Origin of the sequence: Pseudoalteromonas sp. PS5 (genome assembly GCF_004103255.1) — a bacterium.
Classification (GTDB): Bacteria; Pseudomonadota; Gammaproteobacteria; order Enterobacterales; family Alteromonadaceae; genus Pseudoalteromonas; species Pseudoalteromonas peptidolytica.
This window is the reverse complement of sequence record NZ_RCSQ01000021.1, coordinates 31,988-54,929: the sequence shown is the minus strand read 5'-3', so window position 1 is coordinate 54,929 and position 22,942 is coordinate 31,988. Positions and strand designations below refer to the sequence as shown.

17 protein-coding genes and 1 tRNA gene are annotated in these 22,942 nt (G+C 43.0%); 8 read left to right on the top strand and 10 right to left on the bottom strand.

From position 1 onward, the window contains the following. Positions 1-162 precede the first annotated feature (162 nt). On the bottom strand, positions 163-1,137 hold the full coding sequence (locus D9603_RS03120) for a PD40 domain-containing protein (RefSeq protein ID WP_128730047.1): 975 nt from the start codon (positions 1,135-1,137) through the stop codon (positions 163-165). A 419-nt stretch (positions 1,138-1,556) separates the two neighbouring features. Here D9603_RS03120 and D9603_RS03115 point away from each other — a divergent pair, with 419 nt between their 5' ends. From D9603_RS03115 to D9603_RS03105, 3 genes are all read left to right on the top strand, one after another. Beyond that, on the top strand, positions 1,557-2,147 hold the full coding sequence (locus tag D9603_RS03115; RefSeq protein ID WP_125251563.1) for a DUF2726 domain-containing protein: 591 nt from the start codon (positions 1,557-1,559) through the stop codon (positions 2,145-2,147). Between the two features lie 107 nt (positions 2,148-2,254). Further along, on the top strand, positions 2,255-2,962 hold the full coding sequence (gene mtnN / locus D9603_RS03110; protein WP_128730046.1) for a 5'-methylthioadenosine/S-adenosylhomocysteine nucleosidase: 708 nt from the start codon (positions 2,255-2,257) through the stop codon (positions 2,960-2,962). Continuing rightward, a complete protein-coding gene (locus tag D9603_RS03105; RefSeq protein ID WP_128730045.1) occupies positions 2,962-3,918 on the top strand; it encodes a cobalamin biosynthesis protein in 957 nt (318 codons plus the stop codon). The genes mtnN and D9603_RS03105 overlap by 1 nt, the downstream gene beginning before the upstream one ends. Before the next feature lie 69 nt (positions 3,919-3,987). On the opposite strand, the gene tyrS is transcribed toward D9603_RS03105, so the two are convergent. Further along, positions 3,988-5,187 (bottom strand): tyrosine--tRNA ligase, encoded by a 1,200-nt coding sequence (gene tyrS / locus D9603_RS03100; protein ID WP_128730043.1) that lies wholly within the window; start codon positions 5,185-5,187, stop codon positions 3,988-3,990. 151 nt (positions 5,188-5,338) lie between these two features. On the opposite strand from tyrS, the gene D9603_RS03095 reads away from it, so the two are divergent. Continuing rightward, complete coding sequence (locus D9603_RS03095) at positions 5,339-6,679, top strand: peptidoglycan DD-metalloendopeptidase family protein (RefSeq protein WP_128730041.1); 1,341 nt, start codon at positions 5,339-5,341, stop codon at positions 6,677-6,679. A gap of 109 nt (positions 6,680-6,788) precedes the next feature. Here D9603_RS03095 and D9603_RS03090 read toward each other — a convergent pair whose 3' ends face one another. Continuing rightward, positions 6,789-8,102, bottom strand: a complete 1,314-nt coding sequence (locus D9603_RS03090) for an amidohydrolase (protein ID WP_128730040.1) — start codon at positions 8,100-8,102, stop codon at positions 6,789-6,791. A 128-nt stretch (positions 8,103-8,230) separates the two neighbouring features. On the opposite strand from D9603_RS03090, the gene D9603_RS03085 reads away from it, so the two are divergent. Next, a complete protein-coding gene (locus D9603_RS03085) occupies positions 8,231-9,442 on the top strand; it encodes an HD-GYP domain-containing protein (RefSeq protein WP_128730038.1) in 1,212 nt (403 codons plus the stop codon). 2 nt (positions 9,443-9,444) lie between these two features. Here D9603_RS03085 and D9603_RS03080 read toward each other — a convergent pair whose 3' ends face one another. Beyond that, positions 9,445-10,422, bottom strand: a complete 978-nt coding sequence (locus D9603_RS03080; RefSeq protein ID WP_128730036.1) for a general secretion pathway protein GspB — start codon at positions 10,420-10,422, stop codon at positions 9,445-9,447. 8 nt (positions 10,423-10,430) lie between these two features. Further along, on the bottom strand, positions 10,431-11,345 hold the full coding sequence (locus D9603_RS03075) for an AAA family ATPase (RefSeq protein WP_125253242.1): 915 nt from the start codon (positions 11,343-11,345) through the stop codon (positions 10,431-10,433). Between the two features lie 90 nt (positions 11,346-11,435). On the opposite strand from D9603_RS03075, the gene D9603_RS03070 reads away from it, so the two are divergent. The 3 genes from D9603_RS03070 (at position 11,436) to D9603_RS03060 (ending at position 18,766) form a co-directional block, all read left to right on the top strand. Next, complete coding sequence (locus D9603_RS03070) at positions 11,436-12,536, top strand: tRNA nucleotidyltransferase (protein WP_128730035.1); 1,101 nt, start codon at positions 11,436-11,438, stop codon at positions 12,534-12,536. 463 nt (positions 12,537-12,999) lie between these two features. After that, positions 13,000-15,927 carry a TonB-dependent receptor gene (locus D9603_RS03065; RefSeq protein ID WP_128730033.1) on the top strand — a complete coding sequence of 976 codons (2,928 nt, stop codon included), beginning with the start codon at positions 13,000-13,002 and terminating at the stop codon, positions 15,925-15,927. 166 nt (positions 15,928-16,093) lie between these two features. Then, positions 16,094-18,766, top strand: a complete 2,673-nt coding sequence (locus D9603_RS03060) for an ATP-binding protein (RefSeq protein WP_128730031.1) — start codon at positions 16,094-16,096, stop codon at positions 18,764-18,766. On the opposite strand, the gene rimI is transcribed toward D9603_RS03060, so the two are convergent. The 5 genes from rimI to guaB all read right to left on the bottom strand — a co-directional run bounded on the left by rimI (position 18,763) and on the right by guaB (position 22,941). Next, a complete protein-coding gene (rimI, locus tag D9603_RS03055) occupies positions 18,763-19,215 on the bottom strand; it encodes a ribosomal protein S18-alanine N-acetyltransferase (protein ID WP_128730030.1) in 453 nt (150 codons plus the stop codon). The genes D9603_RS03060 and rimI overlap by 4 nt on opposite strands. Beyond that, positions 19,205-19,501: a hypothetical protein gene (locus D9603_RS03050; protein ID WP_128730029.1), complete on the bottom strand. Its 297-nt coding sequence runs from the start codon at positions 19,499-19,501 to the stop codon at positions 19,205-19,207. The genes rimI and D9603_RS03050 overlap by 11 nt, the downstream gene beginning before the upstream one ends. A gap of 64 nt (positions 19,502-19,565) precedes the next feature. Continuing rightward, positions 19,566-19,642, bottom strand: a tRNA-Trp gene (locus tag D9603_RS03045). 149 nt (positions 19,643-19,791) lie between these two features. Continuing rightward, positions 19,792-21,366, bottom strand: coding sequence for a glutamine-hydrolyzing GMP synthase (gene guaA, locus D9603_RS03040; RefSeq protein WP_088529796.1), 1,575 nt, complete (start codon positions 21,364-21,366; stop codon positions 19,792-19,794). Positions 21,367-21,471: 105 nt separating this feature from the next. Next, the gene (gene guaB, locus D9603_RS03035; RefSeq protein ID WP_125253248.1) at positions 21,472-22,941 is read right to left on the bottom strand and encodes an IMP dehydrogenase; all 1,470 of its coding nucleotides are present in this window, start codon (positions 22,939-22,941) and stop codon (positions 21,472-21,474) included. Position 22,942: the final 1 nt, after the last annotated feature.

Here is a 22,942-nt window from a genome sequence, read left to right as displayed (position 1 = left end):
TATTTAGTTGTTCTAAAATAAGAAATTTTTAACGCTGTTAGCGTCAGATTCGCTCCTTCAAGTTGAGCAAGTATCGAGGCGAGTTGGTATAATGGTGCTAGGCAGCCTTTGGCAGCCTAGCGCTTGTAGCGCTTAGCATTTTCCTGCAATTGCGCTAGCAAATTAGCCTTTCTCGCGAAGGTATTGGTTTAACTCAGTTATATCAACGCTATAAATATTCATAAGGCCATTATGGATCCTTCCCTGTCGCTGAAGCAATTCATCATAATTGTTTACAGCTTTCACATCTGGGTTTTTATCACTGGAGAAAAACAAAGTATTACCATCAGCTGATAGAATCGGATCTGAGTCCATACGGCGCGAATTGATTTTATCGCCTAGATTTATCGGTTTTCCCCACTTCCCCTCTTTTTGTTTAACCGATACATGTAAATCGTAGTGACCAAAGCCCCCCGGTCTCATTGACGTGAAAAATAGTAGTTTTCCGTCCGTTGAAACCTCAGGGTCAGCATCACTTGCTGTGGAATTGAGCTCTGAAATCTCAATTGGCGCTTGATATCCATCGGGGTGGTACTTAGAAAGGAAAAGGTCTACGCTGCCCGTTGTTCCTTTTATAATAGATGAGAAGTAGATATCTTTATTAGTGTGTACAGTTGGGTAGATCACAGTATGATCTCCGTTAATTTTGCCAGGCACTAACTCGGGTTGGCCAAATTTATCACCATCATAGCTGACTTGCCACATCTGAAAGGTGCCATTTTCCACATTATCTACCGGCCTTCTGGAAGTAAAATAAAATGTGTTACTGTCTTTGGAGAAGTACGGATTAGTATCGTGAAATTCGCCACTGAATGGAAGTAATGTTGGGGTTTGCCAAGCCCCCCCTTGTTTATGAGAAATGACTAGAGCACTGTGTGAAAATTGGGCTAACGCTCTAACAAACGCAAACTTTTTACCATCTGGAGACAAACTAGAGCCGTACTCAAATTGATTCGTCGATACTATGTTTGGCGCAAATAAACTTGGCTCTAGGTTGTTTAAAATCATAGCTAACTTGTCATCAGCTTGTACTGACCAATGCACAGAAATTGCGGAAATCAATAACCCTATTTTAGCGACTGCTTTACGCTTTATCATATAAATATCCTTTCTTATTATCGTACACTTTATTTACTTTTTGATAATTGTATGTGTGTTGAATCGAACTTCTTGAAAAGTAACTTTGTCGCCAAATAATATTATCAAAACAAAACTGAAAAAAACGACAACCCTACATGACTTATCGATGTACAGAAACTTAATAAAAATACCTCATTAAGGTACGTTGATTTTTAAAAGTCGGGTTGGTTTTACAGTAATTTATCATGTATTTGAGCGACATAGCGCTAATACAGTGTATGTTATGCCACATAAATCAGCAGAAAGACACCATACCTGCTTATCCTCAGTGACTTGCTCACCGCCCAAATATTTATCACCTACGAATTTCAGCTCTTTTCTGGCACAGCTATTGCTTATAAAAACACAGATGTCATTTTTTTGATTTGGAGTTTTTTATGGAATTTGCGTTACTTGCTATCTTGGCTCTAGTGGTCGTTGCTTCCATTGTCGCTTCTAAGTACACCGATGTGGGTGGCAATCCTTATCCGTTCAACCGCAAAGAATCTGTTTTTACTACTGTCGAAGCGTCGTTTTTGCATTTACTAGAACGTGCTGTTGGCGACAAGTATAAAATTGTAAGTCGGATAAAGCTAATTGATGTAATTGAATGTAAACCTGGTATTTCACAAAAAGCACGCCGTGCCGCGGTGACTAAAGCAAAAAACAAGCAGCTTGATTACGTGCTTGTAGATAAAGAAACACTGAAAATTGTTGCCGCTGTTGACTTGGTTAATAACGCCAATAAAAACGGCCACAAAGCGCAAAAGGATTGGTTTGTCAGTGGCGCGTTAGAGTCAGCTGGTATTCCGCACATTCGTATGAAGATCAAAAGCGGCTACCAAAGCGCAGAAGTCAGAGCTGCTATCTTGTTCAAGTTAGGACAAAAAGTGGAAATGCCGAAGAAAACCAGAAACCGTACATACAAACCCGCGGTATTATCTCCTTCACAAGCAAAGGCACAATCCACCCAATTGGCTGAAATTTAGCAAAACGGGCACTAGCCCGTTTTTTGTTTTACCTATCTTCCCCCCTTTCGTATAATAAAAATAACGTTGAAATTGGGGTTTCCCCACTACAAATTAGGAATCTTTTCATGAAAGTAGGCATTATTGGCGCAATGGAGCAAGAAGTTACCATTTTGCGTAACACTATGGAAAACCCGCAAACATTGACCAAAGGTGGCTTTACTTTTTATACCGGTAAACTGGCAGGACACGATGTGACGCTGGTACAGTCAGGTATTGGTAAAGTAGCAGCAACGGTTGCAACAACTCTGCTTATCGATAACTTTACACCAGATTGCGTAATTAATACGGGATCTGCTGGGGGCTTTGACCCCTCACTCAACGTAGGGGATGTCGTCATTTCAAGCGAAGTTCGCCACCATGACGTTGACGTAACGGCATTCGGTTACGAAATAGGCCAAGTACCACAAATGCCTGCTGCTTTCACTTCACATGCTAAGCTAGTTGAAGCTGCGAAGCAGAGCGTTAGTGAACTTGAAGGTATTCAAACTATGGTTGGCCTTATCTGTACTGGTGACTCATTTATGTGCGATCCTGTTCGTATTGATAAAGCTCGTGCAGACTTCCCAACGATGCTTGCTGTAGAAATGGAAGGGGCAGCTATTGCACAGGCTTGTCATTCTTTAGATACACCATTTGTAGTGATCCGCTCGTTATCGGATATAGCCGGCAAAGAATCACCGCAGTCATTCGAAGAATATTTAGAAGTCGCTTCTGTGAACTCTTCAAAAATGGTGATGGCACTACTTACCAAGCTAGATAAGGTTACGCTTTAGTGCTAGAGAACTTGCTTCAGGTCCATGAGGGCCTGATCATTTTTTTAGTTGCTGTTTTTGCCAGCCTCGGGGTCAGGCTATCCACGGTTTATCATCCAAACCTTATTCTCACCCTTATTTTTAAGGCGGTTGCCAACAAAGTATACCGCGCAAAAGCACCGCCGCGTTATCAACTGTTATCCGGTACACTCGGAGCTTTACTCCCTACATTAACTATCACTGTATTGACTTATGCCATCGTGAGTTTTGCTTTTTATCCCAACTGGCTTGGTGGCCTCGTGTTATTTTTATGTTTGGATATTAGCCATGAAAACCGCGCTAAACGTATTGCTGCGCTCATTAAATCAAAACAAAAGGTGACAGCACGAGCGGTGTTACAAGGGATAGTAGCACGGGATGTCGAGAGACTGACGGATCTGGGAATTTGTAAAGCGGCTATCGATAGCACGGCTTTGAATACTCTGCGCCATTTTTTTGTTGTTGCACTGCTTTATCTAATTGCAGGCCCATACGTCACACTTTTTTATAAGCTGCTTTTGCTATGTGATCATGCCTGGCGTCAAATTATGCAGCCGACAAACCGCTTTATGGCAAATCTTAGCCGCGCAATATGGCTGATTGAATTTGTGCCTATCCGATTATTAGTTGTCTGCTTTTCGTTGTTGCTCAGGCCAAAACAAACTTGGCACTATATTAAATACTATGGTCGCCACTTTAATCAAACAAACTCAGGTTGGGCACTGAGCTTTTTTGCGGCAAATTTACAAACTCAGCTTGCGGGGCCACGCTTTTATTTTGGTGCTCGCGTTGAGGTAATGCGCATAGGTGCCAAATCGCAACCGACAGCTGATCATATTCAGCACCTACTCGGACTGCTCAATCAAATGCGCTGGCTATTTATTGCGACGACGACACTGCTATACGTAATGACTAACTTTGCCAGCTTGATGCTGTAGAGCTAAAAACAAATACAAAAAAGGCCAGTAATATACTGACCTTTTCTCTTCGCAAATGGATAAACTATTTTAGTTCACAGTTACTTTAGCAAACTTACGCTTACCAACTTGGTAGATCTCGCAAGAATCTTTAGCAACTTCTAATTTCGTATCCGTTATTTTGTCTTCACCATTTAACTTCACCGCGCCTTGCTTAATCATTCGCATTGCCTCTGAAGTACTTGCGACTAAACCAGCCTCTTTCAATAAGTTAGTGATAAACGTGCTTTCACCTTCAATGGTAATTGTGACCTCTGGGATCTCATCAGGTAAGGCATTTTTTTGGAAACGCTTGATAAAATCTTGATGTGCCGCTTCAGCGTCTGCTTCACTATGGAATCGCGCAATCATTTCTTTTGCAAATTCAATTTTAATATCACGAGGGTTACGACCACCAGCCACTTCTTCTTTAAGTGCAGCGATATCATCCAACGTCTTCGCGCTTAGCAACTCATAGTAACGCCACATTAAGTCATCAGAAATCGACATTACTTTACCAAACATATCATTTGGCGCATCCGTAATACCGATGTAATTACCCAATGACTTCGACATTTTCTGAACGCCATCAGTCCCTTCCAATAGCGGCATCATGAGTACTGTTTGTGGCTTTTGACCTTCATCTTTTTGTAACTCACGACCCATAAGTAGATTGAAGCGCTGATCAGTGCCGCCAAGCTCAACATCTGCTTCTAACGCAACAGAATCCCAACCTTGTACCAGTGGATACAAAAACTCATGAATTGCGATTGCTTGACCATTTGCATAACGCTTTTTGAAGTCATCACGTTCAAGCATACGAGCGACTGTTTGACGCGCAGCTAGTTTGATCATACCCGCGGTACCCAGCTTCTCCATCCATTCAGAGTTGAATGCTACTGTGGTTTTCGCAGGGTCAAGGATCTTGAATACCTGCTCTTTGTAAGTTTCTGCATTTGCCAATACATCTTCGCGTGTTAGTGGTTTTCGAGTGACATTTTTGCCAGTTGGGTCGCCAATCATCCCCGTAAAATCACCAATCAAGAAAATAACCTCATGACCTAAGTCTTGAAAGGTTTTCATTTTATTAATTAGCACTGTGTGACCCAAGTGCAAATCAGGTGCCGTTGGATCGAAACCTGCTTTGATACGCAGTTTTTTACCTGACTTCAACTTTTCCTTTAATTCATCTTGTAGCAGAATTTCTTCTGCACCACGGCTAATCTCTGCAAATGCAGTTTCTAAATCCACAATTCTCACTCCAACAGCTATAACTTGTAATCGACCGATTCTAGCCTATATTTATCCGAGTTTAAATGCACAAAACGCTGGTATTACGGGTTTATTACGTATATCCTGCAATATTATCAACAATAATTCTTGACAGCAGAAAAGGCGCATTATGGTTCACGTTGTTCATAAGCTCCCCAAAAAGCACAAAGTGCTCATCATCGGCTTCCTATCTGCGATGGTCGGAATTGCCCTGATCCCTTCTGAAAAAGCAACCGCTTCTAAAGATAATGACGAAAAAGCCTTAGAAGTTGGAAAACGTTATGAGTTACCGGTAAAAATATCTGAAAAAACAGAGCAACTTACTGAATTAGATGCAGCACCAGCCGTCGCACCTGAATCTGTATCTCAACAGCCTGAATTTGAATTTAAAGATCACAAAGTAAAGACTGGTGACAGTCTCGCTGTTATTTTTAAACGTGCTGGTTATTCGGCTCAAACGTTACATAATCTGGTCAATACCAACGCCGAAACTCGAAAGCTGACTAAAATCCACCCAGGTGAAGTGCTTAGCTTTGCCAGTAATGAAAGTGGTGAATTAGCGCAATTAAAATATATTTTATCTAAAACTGATACCTTGCTGGTTACGCTAAACGGCGAGGGGAGCTACGAAACAAAAATCGAAAGCAAAGAAATTGAAACACGCGAAAAATCAGCGGGTGGTAAAATCAATTCTAGTTTTTGGAGCGCGGGTATCTCAGCGGGGCTTAGCGAACGCCAGATAATGAACTTCGCTGATATTTTTGGTTGGGATGTCGATTTTGCAAACGACATTCGTAAGGGCGATTCTTTCGCTCTGGTATTTGAAAAACACTATGTGGATGGTGAAGAGATAGGTAACGGTAAAATAATTGCCGCGGAGTTTATCAATCAGGGCGAACGCTACAGTGCTATTCGCCATACTGATGACGAATTCTATACCGCTGAAGGGCGCAGCATGAAAAAAGCCTTCTTAAGAGCGCCTGTAAACTTCAAGTACATTAGCTCGAGCTTCAATCCTCGCCGCCTCCACCCTGTAACAGGCAGAGTATCTTCTCATAATGGCATAGACTACGCTGCACGTGTTGGTACACCGGTTGTCTCAGCGGGTAATGGTAAGGTACTAAAGTCTGGTTATAACAGACTCAATGGTAACTACGTATTCATTCAACACGGCAGTAAATACGTAACAAAATACCTCCACCTGAATAAGCGCGCAGTAAAAACAGGCCAGAAAGTAAAGCAAGGCCAAAAAATTGGTACTGTAGGCGCAACAGGACGAGTCACCGGACCACATTTGCATTATGAATTCTTGGTAAATGGTGTTCACCGTAATCCTAGGACTGTGAAATTACCAAAATCAGAGCCTCTCCCGCAAGTTGAGCTAGCTAAATTCAAGCCTGTAGCTGAAATGATGTTAGCCAAGCTTGAACGTAATCGAGAGCTAATGCTTGCAGCGACAAGCAAAGACTAACTACAGCTTGTTCTCTAGCAGCTGTTATCCCTTGCTACAGTGTTTAAGTTGTTTGCAATAGACCAAAAAAGGTAGCTAAGGCTACCTTTTTAGTATGTAGGAAGAAGCTTTATTTTTGCGAAAACAAAGCCAGTGCACTATTGGTCATTGCCCGAACGCCTGTGGCAATGGCGATAGGATAGTCTGGAGCAAATTTACTAGAGTGCAAAGAAGGTAAAGGCTCACCACTTTTTTGCGCGGCATCGAATACCGCTTGATTCACACCGCCTAGCCAAAAAATGGTGATGGGTATATTCTCATCTGTACGGCCAAACAATCCAAAGTCCTCGCCTGCCATTACCGGCTGAGATAAATCGACATTTTCTGCACCAATTTCCTGCTTAATCGCCACCGTCACAAATTTCGCTAATTCCGGGTTATTATACGTAGAAGGAATACTTTCACTGTCATGTACAATCACTTCAGGTAACAATTCGTCAGTTAAACCAGCGCTGTGAGCCACACCAGCCGTAAGACGTTTTATTGCGGCTATTTGCTGGTTACGAACATCTGGATTATAAGAGCGTAATGTAAGCTGTAACTTAACTTCATTTGAAATGATATTATGTTTGGCACCACCGTGAATAGAGCCTACTGTGATCACAGAAGGCTCTAGAGGAGATACTTCCCGTGAGGTAATGGTTTGCAAACCCAGTACAATGCGAGAAGCTAACACAATAGGATCCACTGTTGTATGCGGATAGGCACCATGCCCTCCTTTTCCTTTAACAATAATGTCAACCGAGTCCACATTTGCTAATGCGTATCCTGGTGCAATGGCCACTTTGCCCGCGGCAAGACTGGCACTCACATGCAATGCTAAGACATGATCTGGAGTGGGAAAATCATCATATAAGCCTGCTTTTAACATGGCTTTTGCTCCGCCTCCTACCTCTTCTGCGGGCTGAGCGACTAACATCAACGTCCCTTGCCACTTATCTCTATTGAGCATGAGCTGCTGCGCTGTGCCTATCAAGCTTGTCATATGAATATCATGGCCACAGCCATGCATCACCCCAACCGTTTGACCAGCCTCATCTTTTACTTTTATTTTTGATGCGTATGCTTTTCCTGTCTCTTCAACTATCGGCAAAGCATCAGTATCAGCTCGTATCATTACCGCTGGCCCTTCACCGTTTCTCAATAAACCGACAACCCCAAAACCACCGATATTTTCTGTCACATCAAAGCCTAAGGCACGCATCTCTTTTGCAAGGCGGTGCGCTGTTTTTTCTTCTTTGTAGGACAGCTCTGGGTGTTGATGCAAATGCAAATATAAAGATTCAAGTGTCGGCATTGCCTCAGCAACTTGCTGCTTTAAGCTAGCATGAGCATGCCAAGATAACGTTGCCATAAGGCTCAAAGCCAGAGTAGAAAAGCGCATAAAGTAAGCTCCATATTGTTTTTTTTAAGGATGCGACTTTGCTGGGTAAAAATCAATCATATTTACCTTTCTCTCTTTCTATTTGGATAAGTTTTGCTACCCTTAAAGAGTAAACTATAGGAACCACCATGTCAGAGATAAACATTAATATCAATGAGTTAGAACCAGGTATGTTTGTTGTCAATGTAACTAAACAAACAGGCTCTGTGGCAATCAAAACAAAAGGCTGGGTGAGAACCCAAACCAGCATTGATAAGTTGCAAAGAAGTGGCGTGTTGGAAGTGTCCGTTGATCCCAGTAAACGATTAAGCGACCACGCGCCTCACAACGAACCTGCTCAAGATAGCAGTATTATAGCTCCTCAAGTATGCTCCCATGATCCCTGGCATACCAAATGCAGCGTTGAAGCTGAAATGAAACAAGCAGTGAAATTGTATGACGAAGCTAAAGCGATACAAAGCAAAGCATTTGAAGATATCAGAGCAGGCAGGGCGATTGAAGTAGACGCCTTCAAAGCAACTGCCAATCACTTTATCGATTCAGTGTTCCGTAATCAGGATGCCTTGGCTTGTATTGCTCGGATCAGGGAAAAAGATGCGTATTTATTAGAACACTCTATAAACGTTTCTATTTTGATGGCTATATTTTGTAAGCATTTAGGATACTCACGTTCACAAACTGAAGAAATGACAACTGGCGCTCTTTTACATGATATTGGCAAAATTGAAGTACCAGATGAAATCTTAAACAAGCCAGATAAGCTGAGTCTGGATGAATATCACATTATGAAGTCTCACGCAAAGTACAGCTTTGACATCCTACTTAAAGCAGGGCTTGGCAAAACCGCCTGCGAAATTGCAGGTTATCACCATGAACGCTTGGACGGCTCGGGATACCCATATGGTAAAACTGCTGATGAACTGCCACAGCATGTTAGAATGGCAGCAATCATAGATGTTTATGATGCCTTGACTGCTGAACGAGTTTATAAGGAAGGGATGACCCCTATTCGTGCTTTTAAATTGATGCGAGAAGGGTGTCCACACCATTTTGATGAGGTCTTGCTCAACCGTTTCATAGGTTGTGTTGGTGTGTACCCTGTTGGCACTTTAGTTAAACTAACCAGTGGTAAAGTTGGGGTTATTGCTCAAAGTAACCCCAATGCACCTTTAAAGCCTACTGTTAAGGTGTTCTATCATGCTAAGTACATGCATTACATCGAAGTACAGGATATCGATTTAAATACCAAAAAAGTCAATGATGAGTTAGAGTCGGCAATCAAACCAGAGGAATTCAAACTTGATCTCATCAGGTTTTTTCGGCACTCAATGCTGCCTTAACGCTAAGGCAGCCAATCTTCCATCGCCTCCAAGCTAAACTCGATACCATCGAAGTCGAAGCGAGTTTGCTCTGGGGTTATTTCCAAAACAGTCAACGCCCCCAAACTATCTCCCTCATAAAGCGGCCTGTTATTTATTTTAATCCACCTTTCTTGTACGTCAGTCGCATAAATATGCGCTTGATAACGAAGGCTTGGAATACTATTTTGCAATTGTGTGGGCAATAAGCTTATGGGGGTCACTGATGCAGACTCTTTGGTTGTCGACAGCACAGCAGCTTCATCCCGAAGCTCTGTCTCTTTGACAGCCTGTGCGAACGCTTTTTTGAGCTCTTCAGACACACCTGCTAAGTCAGCGCTTTGCGCCTTGGGCTCTGAGCCGAATACTCGATAACCTGCATATTCGCCTTCAGTTTGTATCTCACCTGGGGCGTCGTCTTGCCTGACAGTTTCAAGAGCTTTGGGTTGTACTATTTGCGGTGCAGCCGTTAGCGCATCTACAGGGACTAGTTGCTGCTGATATACCGGTTGGCCTTGATTATCGACGCCAATTTGCACTGACACCCACTGAAAATGCTTATCAGAAGTTATGCTTGGAGAAACTTGAGTAGGGGCTGGCGCGACCTCAGCCGAAGCTGCGTCTGCGACCACGTCTAAAGCAACCTCAGTACGATTAACTTGTATCGTATCACTGTCTTGTGCTTGCTCTGCTAACACTGGTTTATCTGACAACGTAGGCATATTGTTGGTTTGTGGCTGAGCGTTGCTAGAAGCAATATTCTTTGGCATGTTTGCACTATTGGTTGTCTGACCAACAAAGTAGCCCGCACCAAGTGACGCTAATGATAAAAGACCAAACCCAGCGTATGTAACAAGGCGCTTATACAACATCAGCTGCGCTCCTTGTTTTTGGTTTAAATAATCTTGCTCGACATCGCTGCCTTGTTGCGATTGCTTCATTGCGCTCGTTAAATAAGACATACTTCCCTCTATACCAATTTTGCCAAACCAAAACCTGCAACAAACAACATACCTAACCATGCTGTAAACAATAACGGGGCTCGGTTGGTTACTTTATCCGTTGATGGCACTAGGTTAGTTGGCAATGCTTCTTTTGCGGCTTGAATTGTAATTGCTTTGGTGACTTGAGTTTGTGAAGCGGAGTAAGCACCTAACAGGCACCTATCAGCTAATAAATTAATCAGCCTTGGGATCCCCGCTGTTACTTGGTGCATATAGGCAACCGCATCGTGGTGAAATAACGCCTGTTGACATCCTGCTTTTTGCAAGCGGTGCTGAATATAAGCAAACACTTGAGACTCGGTTAATGGCAGTAGATGATAACGAGCCGTGATCCGCTGTGCCAACTGCCTTAATTCATTACGTTGTAGTAACTGCTGCAATTCAGGCTGACCAACAAGTACAATCTGTAATAGCTTTTTGTGGTCAGTTTCTAGATTTGTTAATAACCTAAGCTGCTCGAGTACTTCTGGTGCAAGGTGCTGAGCTTCGTCGATAATCAGCATAGTATGACCACCGCTTTGATGGTTTTGTAGCAATCTGTGCTTGATGACATCTGTCAGTGACTTTAAGGTCGCATTATTTGCTTCATACTCAATATCAAGTTCATCACAAATAGTAGCCAGCAGTTCAAGTTCTGATAATGAAGGGTTCAAAATGAAAGCCACTTGCGTAGACTCAGGTAGCTGGGCAAGCATACTGCGGGTAACGGTCGTTTTTCCTGTTCCTACCTCCCCAGTTAACAGTACAAATCCACCGGCATCACCCAACCCATAAGTTAAATGGGCAAGTGCTTCCTTGTGACGTTCGCTCAAAAATAAAAATTCAGGATTTGGTGCGATCGAGAAGGGTTTTTCTGTTAACCCAAAATAGCGTAAATACACGACTTGTCTCTTTATTGTTATGATGGTGTCTATAATGGCAAAATCCGATTCAAGATAAAACCTCGAATCACAGAAAATGGTGTATAACAAATGAAAACCTACCTTGTTGGTGGTGCGGTCAGAGATGAGTTGCTTGGTCGACCAATAAAAGAAAGAGATTACGTTGTTGTTGGTAGCACTGTCGCTGAAATGAATAAGCTGGGATACCAACAAGTTGGGAGTGACTTTCCCGTATTCTTACACCCTGTCTCAAAAGATGAACATGCACTCGCACGAACCGAGCGAAAAAGTGGACAAGGTTACACTGGATTTATATGTGACTTTGGCCCGCAAACCACCTTGGAAGAAGACTTGCTCCGTCGTGACCTTACGGTCAATGCTATCGCAAAAGATACGGATGGTACGCTTATCGACCCATTTGGCGGCCAGCAAGATATCACTAACAGAGTTTTGCGCCATGTTAGTGCGGCATTTAGCGAAGATCCTTTACGAGTGCTACGTGTTGCTCGGTTTGCAGCTAGATATCAAGATTATGGCTTCACCATCGCTGATGAGACGTGGCAACTTATGAAGCGTATGGTAATAGAAGGCGAGTTACAGACCTTAACCAAAGAGCGGATTTGGCTAGAAATAGAAAAAACGTTAGATGACCGTGGGTTTGGCCACTTTTTATCCACCATTGCAACATTGGGGGCGTTAGCTAATGTTGCGCCTTATATACCAAAATGGAACAACTCGATACACGAGCAATATCAGGCAGCGCTTACACAATTCAAGGGTGACAAAACACAAGACCTGCTGGCACAATTTAGCCTTGCTCTGCACTTTTCAGGAACTAGCATTGCGCAATTAGCCGATGCAAAGTCGCTTAAAGTACCCAATATCTATATTGAAAGCACCAAAGAGCTACTCCTAAATCTCCCCAAAATCGAGAAAAAAAATAAAAAACCTGATGACTGGCTAGAAATTTTACAAAATTTAGATGCTTGGCGTAGACCGGAGAAACTAACACGCTTTTGTTATATTTGTAGCAAGGTAAGTGATAATTTACAGGCGCTTTGTGACAAACTTAGATTGAATTTTTTAGCAACTAGCAACATAGATGTGCAACAGATCATCCACGAAGGGTATCAGGGTAAAGAGATTCAAGCGCAGCTTAAACAGCGCCGTTTAAAAGCTATACAAAATTAGTATGTACACATCAAGAGATAGGCTAAGTTTTAGCCTATCTGAAAAAGTTCCGTCAAAAATGCCCTCCCAAAAACTGTTTGGCTATTTTTAAAACAGCACGAATTACACTTGAGTTACAAATCAGACTACAAAACCGAGCAAATTCCCCCCAAAAACTTGTACCTTTTTCATCAAATTTAAATAAATTGTTTTTAAAATAATAATGACATTTGTAAGCACACACTTACCGTAAAAAAAGCATTACACATAGGGAGAACGTAAAACAATGATTAATATAGCAAAAACCAAAATAGGAACACTAAAATCACAGATTAAACCTTTTATAAACACCTGACACATACACACAAACCCCATGTTTAACAAATATTTATGGTAAAAACGCAGCACCTATATTGTGACATTGCCTCTTTGCAAATGAGAAAGAGTGCAGCGTTCGCTATAAACAAAGTAAATAAGGGTCAAAATGTTGAAGAAGTTAAATCTAGTTACTGCTAGCATCCAAACGGCACTGGTTGCCGGTGCACTAAGCAGTTCAGTAGCTGTTGCTAACGAGCAAACAGAAGCTAAATCTGTTGAGCGTATTCAAGTTACAGGTTCTCGTATTAAGCGTGTAAACCTGACTTCCCCAACTCCAGTTACTGTGATCGGTGGCGTAGAGCTTGAAAACCAAGGTATTACTAACGTAAACGATCTGCTAGCTGAGATGCCTCAAGCAACTGTTGGCTTGTCACCAGAAAATACAACCAGCTATATCTACGCATCAGGCTTAAACACGACTGACTTACGTGGTTTAGGTTCAGAGCGTACCCTAGTGCTTGTTAACGGTCGCCGTTTTGTACCGGGTTCTGTTGGTGATACTGCGGTAGATTTAAACAACATCCCTACTTCAATCATCGAGCGTGTTGAAATTGCAACGGGTGGCGCAGCTGCAGTATACGGTGCAGATGCCGTTGCCGGTGTAGTAAACATTATTACTAAAAAATCATTTGATGGCCTGGAGATCGATGTATCAACAGTTAAGCCAGAACAAAGCGGTGGTGAAGAGTACTTTTTCTCAATTACTGGTGGTCAAGAGCTAGACAAACTATCGTTCATTACCTCATTAAACTATACCAAGAATGAAAGTTACGCGAAAATGGACCGTGACTTCTTCAAACGCGGCATGAGATCTATCTCTAACCCAGCAAATACTGGCGGTCGTGATGGCGTTCCTGCGGATATTCAGTTTAACCACCCAACCGCGTTAGGTTACTACTCAGAGCGTGGTGACTTCTTTGCATGGACTGGTACAAAGACGCGTGAAGCGTTTGAAAATAATCACTACACCTTCGATGCTGATGGCACAATGCGTCCATTCGATTACGGTCTAGGTCTGATTGATGATCCTAATCCTCTTATCTCTGAGCGCGCTGCAGGCCGTTATACGTTTGACGAGGCTAACCCAGGTGATGCCGTATTCAGACACGGTTATAAAGACTACTTCCGCACACCACTTGAGCGTGTAATTGGTACTCTATACGGTACTTATGAACTAAACGATGAACATGCGCTTACGTTTGATGCAACTTATTCAAAAACCGAAGCAACGACAGAAAGTAGCCCTGCATTCTTCTCACACACTATTCGTCGTGACAGTGCATTTGTAAATGATGCTATGGGTAAGGTAATGGATGATGCTGGCCTTGATTCAGTCACACTTTACCAAGCCAACGAGCACTTGTGGGGTGATCGTGAATATAACCAAGAGCGTGAAGTATTCCGTTCGTCTATCGGTGCCGAAGGTATTATTAATGACGATTGGGGCTATAGCACGTACTTCCAGTTTGGTCGTATTGAGCAAGATACTTTATGGACTGGTGAAGTTTACAAAAATAACCTTGCTTACGCGATTGACTCTGTAGTGGATAGCTCAGGCCAAGTTGTATGTGCACTTCGCGATGCTGATGGCAACGTAACAGGCGCACGTGAAGGCTGTGTACCATTCAACCCAATGGGCGCAACGGGTACCACTCAGGCACAACTTGATTACATTTCAACAACAGCTACACGTTTTGCAAGACATGACCAAGCAGTATTTGGCGCAACGGTTGATGGTGTATTATTCGAGCTTCCAGCAGGTTACGTAAGCGCGGCATTCACAGCAGAACACCGTCGTGAAGTTGCAAAGATCCGTCCATCTGAAAACATGGAAAAAGGCTTAATCAAAGGTAACTCTAGCCTACCAATGGATGGCGAAATTGAAGTGAAAGAATTCTCTGCTGAGATCTCAGTACCACTGCTTATGGATGAATTCCTTGCAACTGACCTAACTCTTGAAGGTGCATACCGTTACATGGATTACTCTGTAACAGGTGGCGATGATGCGTGGAAACTTGCATTAAACTGGGGTGTAACAGATGAACTTCGTATTCGCCTTAACCGTTCTAAATCAGTGCGTGCACCAAACTTAGGTGACCTATACACGCCAAACTCTAAAACATTTAGTTCAGGCCGTGCCGACGTCTGTCGCGCAGACTCAATCGCTGAACTTAGCAGTGATTACAAGTACAGAGATAACATCATCAATAACTGTCAAGCGGCTGGCCTAGCAGCAGGCTGGATGCCTTCAGATGAATGGTTATCTGGCGGCAGCCTATCTGGCTACATACAGGGTAATACTGACCTTGACAATGAAGTATCAAATGACTACACAGTTGGTGTAATTTACACACCAGAGTTCGTTGATGGTTTAGATCTCACGGTTGATTACTGGTCATTTGAAATTGACGGTGCAATTGAATACTTTGGACGTAACAGCGTTAAGCTATGTTACGAAGCATCTTCTTTAGACAATCCTTTCTGTGGTAACTTTGTGCGTAACAAAGAGACAGGTGAAATCGAAAACTACTATGCGCGTCCAATTAACGCCGCTCAGATCACGAAAAAAGGCATGGACTTTGAATCTGCATACAAGTTTGATGCACTCAACGGTGAATTCGCCCTTAAGTTAACTGCAACTTACTTAATTGAAGATAACCAGAACTCAACTGGCCGTGCAGAAGACTTCCGCAATTATATGGGTGAAACTGATGATGCACCACGTTGGAAAGGTCGTTTTAGCGCACTATACAGCCATGATGATTCAGCGTATGTAGTTACGGTTAACTACCGTCACAGCACAGTTGATGACAACGAGTGGACGCCAGAAGATAACAACTTCAATGACGTTTCATCATATACAACGGTAGACTTTATGTATAAAACTTACCTACTTGAAGCACTACAACTACGTGTTGGTGTAAATAACGTATTCGATAGAGAGCCACCACGTACTCCTGAAACGTACGATAACGGTGAATTCTTTGATGTGAAAGGCCGTCGTCTATCACTGGGTATGAAATATAACTTCTAATCAGTCGTTATTTATACTGTAAAAGCTCCAACTGGAGGCTTTTGTCTTTTATCGTATTTTCAAGCGATTTAAACAAACTTGAGTATTCACCTCTCCCCGCTTATGATTTAATACTCCTAACAAATTTTCTGACGATAACATTGTGTGGCAGGGCAGCTAAGTATCCATGAAAACAAGCAAGTTAAGTATTCGACTCCTTTGGTATATCACCCCGTTGGTGATCTTACCCTTGCTATTTCTTGGTGGGTTCACTCTCACAAACGTCACCAGTTCAACGCAACAACAAGCAAAGCTTATCGTTAGTCGCTTCGTCGAGCAACAACAACAAAAGATGTTCAATTATATTGAGATCTATCAATCTACAACCAAGCTGCTTTCAACCTCTCCTGTACTCAGCGACTTTTTAAATTCAAGCCACCTTGAAAGGATGGAAAAAACCAAACGCTTGGGGGCATTGATGGATGTTTTTGCCAGTTACAGTGAAGCGTATCCCGATATCATCAGCATAAACTTGTTGGCTCCCAGCGGTCAAAGTGCCGCGTTTTATTCTAGCAACTTGGGGGAAGCGCCTCATGCTTATCCTTTCGCAAAACAAATCTTACAAAGCAACTTGCGCCAGCATCAATTTATGGTGGCCTCAAGCGCTGGTACCCAACTGTACTTTGTCCAACAAGTTTATGGTGTTGACTACGAGTTAAAACAGCCGCGGCAACAAGGTTATATTGTTGTTCAAGTTTCTCCCACTTTACTCAGCACCAGTATTCTTGAAGCGCCGTATGATAATACCTTAAACTTACTAGTCGGTATTGACGGTGAAATATTATTTAGCTCCGACACCCACCTTATTGGTAGCTATTTAAGCGCAACAGAAATAAATGAAATCAGCAATATCGCAGATTTAGGTCGGCTAGACTCGATGCAAATCAGCAGCATCGATAACTCTGAACGAATGACTTATAGCGCTCAGCTAAGTGGCGGCTACTTTTATATCTCTACGATCCCCAAATCTTTACTGTACCGTTCTGGCAAAACGATTAGCCTTATCACTGCACTTATCGTCATCTTATCCGTTGTCACTTTACCAATATTAATTTTTATCGTTGTACGCAACTTACTCCTCAACCCTATTGAATTACTTGGTGAAGCCAGTCACCGAGTTGGTGATGGTGATTTAATGGTCGCGCTGCCAGAACACAACTCTGATGAAGTAGGTATTTTGTTTAAAGACTTCAATCACATGATTTATCAGATCCGTACCTTTCAGCGCGAATTAGAAGACTACAAAGAGCACCTAGAGGAAAAAGTTGAGAACCGTACCAAGGAGCTAGAAAAAACAAACAGCAAACTTGAAGCTGCCATTATTGAAGCCGAGCAAGCTAATCAGCTAAAAAGCCGATTTTTAGCTAATATGAGTCATGAAATACGCACGCCATTGACCGCCATCATGGGATTTACCGAGCAACTCATACAACACCCGAACTCTCCTACAGCAAAGCAGCATCTCAACACCATATTACGAAACTCCAAACACTTACTAGAGCTAATTAATAACATTTTAGACCTATCAAAAATAGAGGCTGAAAAACTGGATGTTGAGGAATCAGAAGTGCAACTGATGCCACTTATCAGTGATGTTGAATCTATTATTGAACCGATGACAAATGAAAAATTACTCAGCTTTTCAACAGAGTTTGCTCTGCCTCTTCCGGATAAGCTGTACACTGATATCACGCGCCTCAAACAAATTTTATTAAATATTGCCACTAATGCGGTAAAGTTTACGGAGTATGGTGGCGTGCATCTAAAAGTTGAGTTTGAGCCAACAGCAGAAAAGTTTATTTTCAGTATTAGAGATACTGGGATTGGCATGTCCCGTAGTGAACTAGAACGCGCTTTTAAGCCCTTTGAACAAGCAGATACCACTACAACCCGGCGCTTTGGTGGCACCGGTCTTGGGCTTTGTATCTCTAAAAACTTAGCGCAATTGCTCGGTGGTGATGTCCGTGTACGTAGTCAACAAGGTAGTGGTAGCTTGTTTGCTATAGAAGTAGCCGGCAACTTTCATGGTAGAAGCTATGATTGGCTTGATGCGCTTGAACGCACTCAACCACAAGAGCTAGATAAGACCCAAGTGGCTGCGGTAAAAGAAATCGATGCAAAAGTCTTAGTTGCAGAGGATAACCCTGATAATCAAGAGTTAATTACCCTACTCCTGTCGAATTGGGGGATCATCCCTGATATCGCCAGTAATGGAGCTGAAGCGGTAGAAATGGCGCTTGTGGAGGACTACCAACTTATTTTAATGGACATGCAAATGCCTGTAATGGGAGGAGAAGAAGCTACACAGATGCTCCGACATGCCGCCTATGATGGCCCAATCATCGCCTTAACGGCTAACGTCATGAAGCATGATATTGATAATCACGTTGAGGCAGGGTGTGATGCTACCCTTGGTAAACCAATAGATAAAGATCAGCTAGGTAAATTATTAATCCAGTACCTAGAAATTCAAAATGATAAAGCCTCTTCTTGGGATGCGTTACTACAAACAGAAAAGTTTTTACAGATCAGTCGTAACTATGTAGAAAAGCTCCCTGCACAGCTTACAGAGCTGCAAGCGCTCTACGATGAGCATGAATGGGAATCGTTAAGAGCCTTAGCTCATAGTATTAAGGGCAGTGCGGGCTGTTTTGGTTTTATGAATATTCATGAGGCGGCAGGAGAGCTTGAAAGCAGCCTAAAAAATGTTAAAAGTGGTGATCATCACTATTACTTGCTCAAGCTAACGGAAGCCATACGTTATACATTGCTAATGGATAAAGCCACCAGTAACGGTTAAAGGGTTAGCATTGGTAACGCCATTAATACAGCATCCTCACGACCATCTGTACTTGGGTAGTAGTGCTTTCTCAACCCCATCTCAACAAAGCCAAAGTGTTGATATAGAGAAATCGCAGCAACATTCGATGCCCTCACCTCAAGAAAGATATTTTCGGCTTGTAATGCGTCAGCTCGCGCTAATAGCGCTTCCATCAATAATTTCGCATAACCACGACCTTGATGCTCGGGATGAATACAAATGTCCATTAAAGTGAGATCTGGCCCTGCTCGTTCAGCAATATAAAAACCAATCAATGTTTGTTCATCAGCAAGGCAAGCATTAAAGTAACGACCATGAAGACAAGACTGCATCGTCTTTTCAGTCCAAGGAAACGCGTGACAGGCGCGCTCAACCTGCATGATTTTCTCAAGCGGAAACTGTAATAACCCACCTTGCTCAATTTGCATTCTGTTGGTTCCAAATTAATTGCCACAATACACGCTTTTGTGCACTACTAAGCTGCGTGCTTGGCAGGCTCAGACACCCTTCAGTAAACTGAATATCCTCTCCCACAACCACTTCCACCGTAGCACCAACAGCAATTTCAATATCTTGCAAAAGCCTTGCTGGGATTTTGAGCTGCTCTACACCTAAAGAGGTATTTAGTTCAGACTGTTTAGCGTCTAAATGGGCAAATACTGGATTTAACTTAAGTGGTACTATATCGAGAATATCTGCGTAAATTGGATTCATTGCTGTGCAGTTTACTTTTTAAATGGAGTTTACTTTGAAAGTGTACGAAGTGCAAAATAAGAAGTGGCAGGGGCGGCAGGACTCGAACCCGCAACCATCGGTTTTGGAGACCGCTGTTCTACCAATTGGAACTACGCCCCTGCAATGTCGACGCATTATAATGAGCTTTTTAAAAAGGTAAAGTGAAAAAACCACTTTTTTGGTTCAACTGCTTCTAAAATAAGCAAAAGGGCGAATATTTACCATATTCGCCCTTTCCTTTGGCTAAGTGTTAGCTCATTGTGGAAACATTATTCCCACTCGATTGTCGCTGGCGGCTTACCAGAAACATCGTAAACCACGCGAGAAATACCATCAATTTCGTTAATGATACGGTTTGAAACGTGGCCTAGTAGCTCGTATGGTAAATGCGACCAACGTGCTGTCATAAAGTCGATAGTTTCAACACAACGTAGTGAGATCACCCAGTCGTATTTACGTGCATCACCCATCACGCCAACAGAGCGTACCGGTAGGAATACGGCGAATGCTTGAGACACTTTGTGATATAGATCTGCTTTATGTAGCTCTTCAATGAAGATAGCGTCAGCACGGCGCAGTAAGTCGCAGTATTCTTTCTTGATTTCGCCAAGTACACGAACACCAAGACCTGGACCTGGGAACGGGTGACGATAAAGCATGTCATACGGTAGACCAAGCTCTAGGCCAATCTTGCGAACTTCATCTTTAAATAGTTCACGCAGTGGCTCAACCAGACCAAGCTCCATATCTTCAGGTAACCCACCGACATTGTGGTGAGATTTGATCACATGCGCTTTACCTGTTTTAGATGCTGCCGATTCGATAACATCAGGGTAAATCGTACCTTGTGCTAACCATTTCGCGTTTACGCGCTGACTGGCTTGCTCATCGAATACTTCAATAAAAGTGTGGCCAATTGCTTTACGTTTGTCTTCTGGGTCATTTAAACCGTTAAGCGCGTTAAGGAAACGCTCTTCAGCTTCGACCTTGATGATGTTCAGACCAAACTTATCACCGAACATATCCATTACTTGCTGGCCTTCATTCAAACGCAGTAGGCCATTATCAACAAATACACAGGTTAGCTTGTCGCCAATTGCACGGTGAATAAGCATCGCAACCACTGATGAATCAACACCACCAGATAGACCGAGGATAACTTCGTCATCCCCTACTTTCTCTTTGATACGCTCAATTGCATCTTCAATGATTTGCTCAGGAGTCCATAACTTTTCACAACCACAGATATCAATTGCAAAACGCTCAAGTAAACGCAGACCTTGCTGAGTATGTGTCACCTCAGGGTGGAACTGTACACCGTAAAAACGCTTTTCTTCCCAAGACATTGCCGCATGTGGGCAAGTATCCGTTCTCGCTGAAGTTTTGAATGTATCTGGGATTTTAGCAACCTTATCGCCGTGGCTCATCCACACGTCTAGATAACCTGCACCATCTTCGATATGATCTTCAATCGCTTCAAATAGCTTACAGTCACCCACTTTCTCTACTTTTGCGTAGCCGAATTCTTTTTTATCTGAGCTATGTACTTGACCACCAAGCTGCATTGCCATGGTCTGCATACCATAACAGATACCCAGTACTGGCACGCCCGCCTCGAATACGTAATCTGGTGCTTTCGGGCTACCTTCTAGTGTCGTTGACTCTGGGCCGCCTGAAAGAATGATACCTTGCGGGTTGAACTCACGGATCTGCTCTTCTGTCACATCCCAAGCCCATAGCTCACAGTAAACACCAATTTCACGTACACGACGTGCGATTAACTGAGTGTATTGTGAACCAAAGTCTAAGATCAAAATTCGGGAATCGTGGATATCTTTGCTCATTGATAATCTCGTTAGTTAGGAACTAAACAGGATAAAGCCGCATTGCGTCTCTATCAAAAGTAATAAGGGCTAGCAACTTGCTAGCCCAGAAACACGCCTTAAGGCTTAACCCATACGGTAGTTAGGTGCCTCTTTGGTGATCTGCACGTCATGTACGTGAGATTCACCCATACCCGCAGAAGTAACACGTACAAACTGCGGCTTAGTATTTAATTCAGTGATGGTTGCACAACCTGTTAGACCCATTGCACTGCGAATACCGCCGATTTGCTGATGGATAATCGTTGCGATTGGTCCTTTGTAAGCAACACGACCTTCGATACCTTCTGGTACCAGTTTGTCTGCTTCATTTGATTTTTGGAAGTAACGGTCAGAAGACCCTTCTTTTTGGTTCATCGCACCCAAGCTACCCATACCGCGGTAAGACTTGTAGTAACGGCCTTGGTATAGTTCAACTTCGCCAGGAGATTCTTCTGTACCCGCTAGCATTGAACCCACCATTACACATGCAGCACCAGCAACTAGCGCTTTTACGATGTCACCAGAGAAACGGATACCACCATCAGCAATAACAGGAATGTCACGGCCTTTTAAGCCTTCAACAGCATCAGAGATAGCAGTAATTTGCGGCACACCACAACCAGTCACAATGCGCGTGGTACAGATTGAGCCCGGACCAATACCCACTTTGACAGCGTCAGCACCAGCATCAGCAAGCGCTATTGCACCTTCCGCTGTTGCTACGTTACCTGCAACGATTTGTAGCTCAGGGTAAGCTTCACGGGTTGCTTTAACACGGTCAATTACACCTTGAGAATGGCCGTGAGAAGTATCGATTAGTAGTACATCAACACCCGCTTCAACCAAAGCTGCGATACGCTCGTCAGTACCAGCGCCAACACCAACCGCAGCCCCCACGCGAAGACGACCTTGCTCATCTTTACACGCGTTTGGTTTCTCTTGCGCTTTTTGGTAATCTTTAACAGTGATCATGCCTTTTAGTGCAAATGCGTCATCAACCACAAGGATCTTTTCGATACGGTGTTCGTGCATTAGACCAAGGATCTCTTCGCGAGATGCCCCTTCTTTTACCGTAACTAAGTCATCTTTTTTCGTCATGACCGTTGAAACCGCTTTTTCAAGTTTAGTTTCAAAACGCATATCACGACTCGTCACGATGCCCTCAAGTTGATTGTTGGCACCAACGACAGGGAAACCTGAGAATCCTTTATCCTGAGCAAGCTCCATTGCTTCTGCAATTGTAAGATCAGAAGTCACTGTCACAGGGAAAGAGATAATACCCGCTTCATACGTTTTTACTTTACGTACGTTACGAGCTTGCTCTTCGATAGTCATGTTTTTGTGGATAAAACCAATACCACCTTCTTGTGCCAGAGCGATCGCTAAGCGTGCTTCTGTCACCGTATCCATTGAAGCGGAAACAAGCGGTAGATTTAATTCAATCCCACGAGTCAAACGCGTTTTCAGGTTTGCTGTGTGAGGAAGAACAGTTGAATGAGCTGGTACTAAAAGTACGTCGTCAAAGGTAAGGGCTTCTTTTGCAATTCTTAGCATG

Excerpts from the sequence above, each read along its gene's own strand:
- D9603_RS03120 (WP_128730047.1), bottom strand. The coding sequence starts at position 1,137 with ATGATAAAGCGTAAAGCAGTCGCTAAAATAGGGTTATTGATTTCCGCA.
- D9603_RS03115 (WP_125251563.1), top strand. The coding sequence starts at position 1,557 with ATGGAATTTGCGTTACTTGCTATCTTGGCTCTAGTGGTCGTTGCTTCC.
- mtnN (WP_128730046.1), top strand. The coding sequence starts at position 2,255 with ATGAAAGTAGGCATTATTGGCGCAATGGAGCAAGAAGTTACCATTTTG.
- D9603_RS03095 (WP_128730041.1), top strand. The coding sequence starts at position 5,339 with ATGGTTCACGTTGTTCATAAGCTCCCCAAAAAGCACAAAGTGCTCATC.
- D9603_RS03090 (WP_128730040.1), bottom strand. The coding sequence starts at position 8,102 with ATGCGCTTTTCTACTCTGGCTTTGAGCCTTATGGCAACGTTATCTTGG.
- D9603_RS03085 (WP_128730038.1), top strand. The coding sequence starts at position 8,231 with ATGTCAGAGATAAACATTAATATCAATGAGTTAGAACCAGGTATGTTT.
- D9603_RS03080 (WP_128730036.1), bottom strand. The coding sequence starts at position 10,422 with ATGTCTTATTTAACGAGCGCAATGAAGCAATCGCAACAAGGCAGCGAT.
- D9603_RS03070 (WP_128730035.1), top strand. The coding sequence starts at position 11,436 with ATGAAAACCTACCTTGTTGGTGGTGCGGTCAGAGATGAGTTGCTTGGT.
- D9603_RS03065 (WP_128730033.1), top strand. The coding sequence starts at position 13,000 with ATGTTGAAGAAGTTAAATCTAGTTACTGCTAGCATCCAAACGGCACTG.
- D9603_RS03060 (WP_128730031.1), top strand. The coding sequence starts at position 16,094 with ATGAAAACAAGCAAGTTAAGTATTCGACTCCTTTGGTATATCACCCCG.
- rimI (WP_128730030.1), bottom strand. The coding sequence starts at position 19,215 with ATGCAAATTGAGCAAGGTGGGTTATTACAGTTTCCGCTTGAGAAAATC.
- D9603_RS03050 (WP_128730029.1), bottom strand. The coding sequence starts at position 19,501 with ATGAATCCAATTTACGCAGATATTCTCGATATAGTACCACTTAAGTTA.
- guaA (WP_088529796.1), bottom strand. The coding sequence starts at position 21,366 with ATGAGCAAAGATATCCACGATTCCCGAATTTTGATCTTAGACTTTGGT.
- guaB (WP_125253248.1), bottom strand. The coding sequence starts at position 22,941 with ATGCTAAGAATTGCAAAAGAAGCCCTTACCTTTGACGACGTACTTTTA.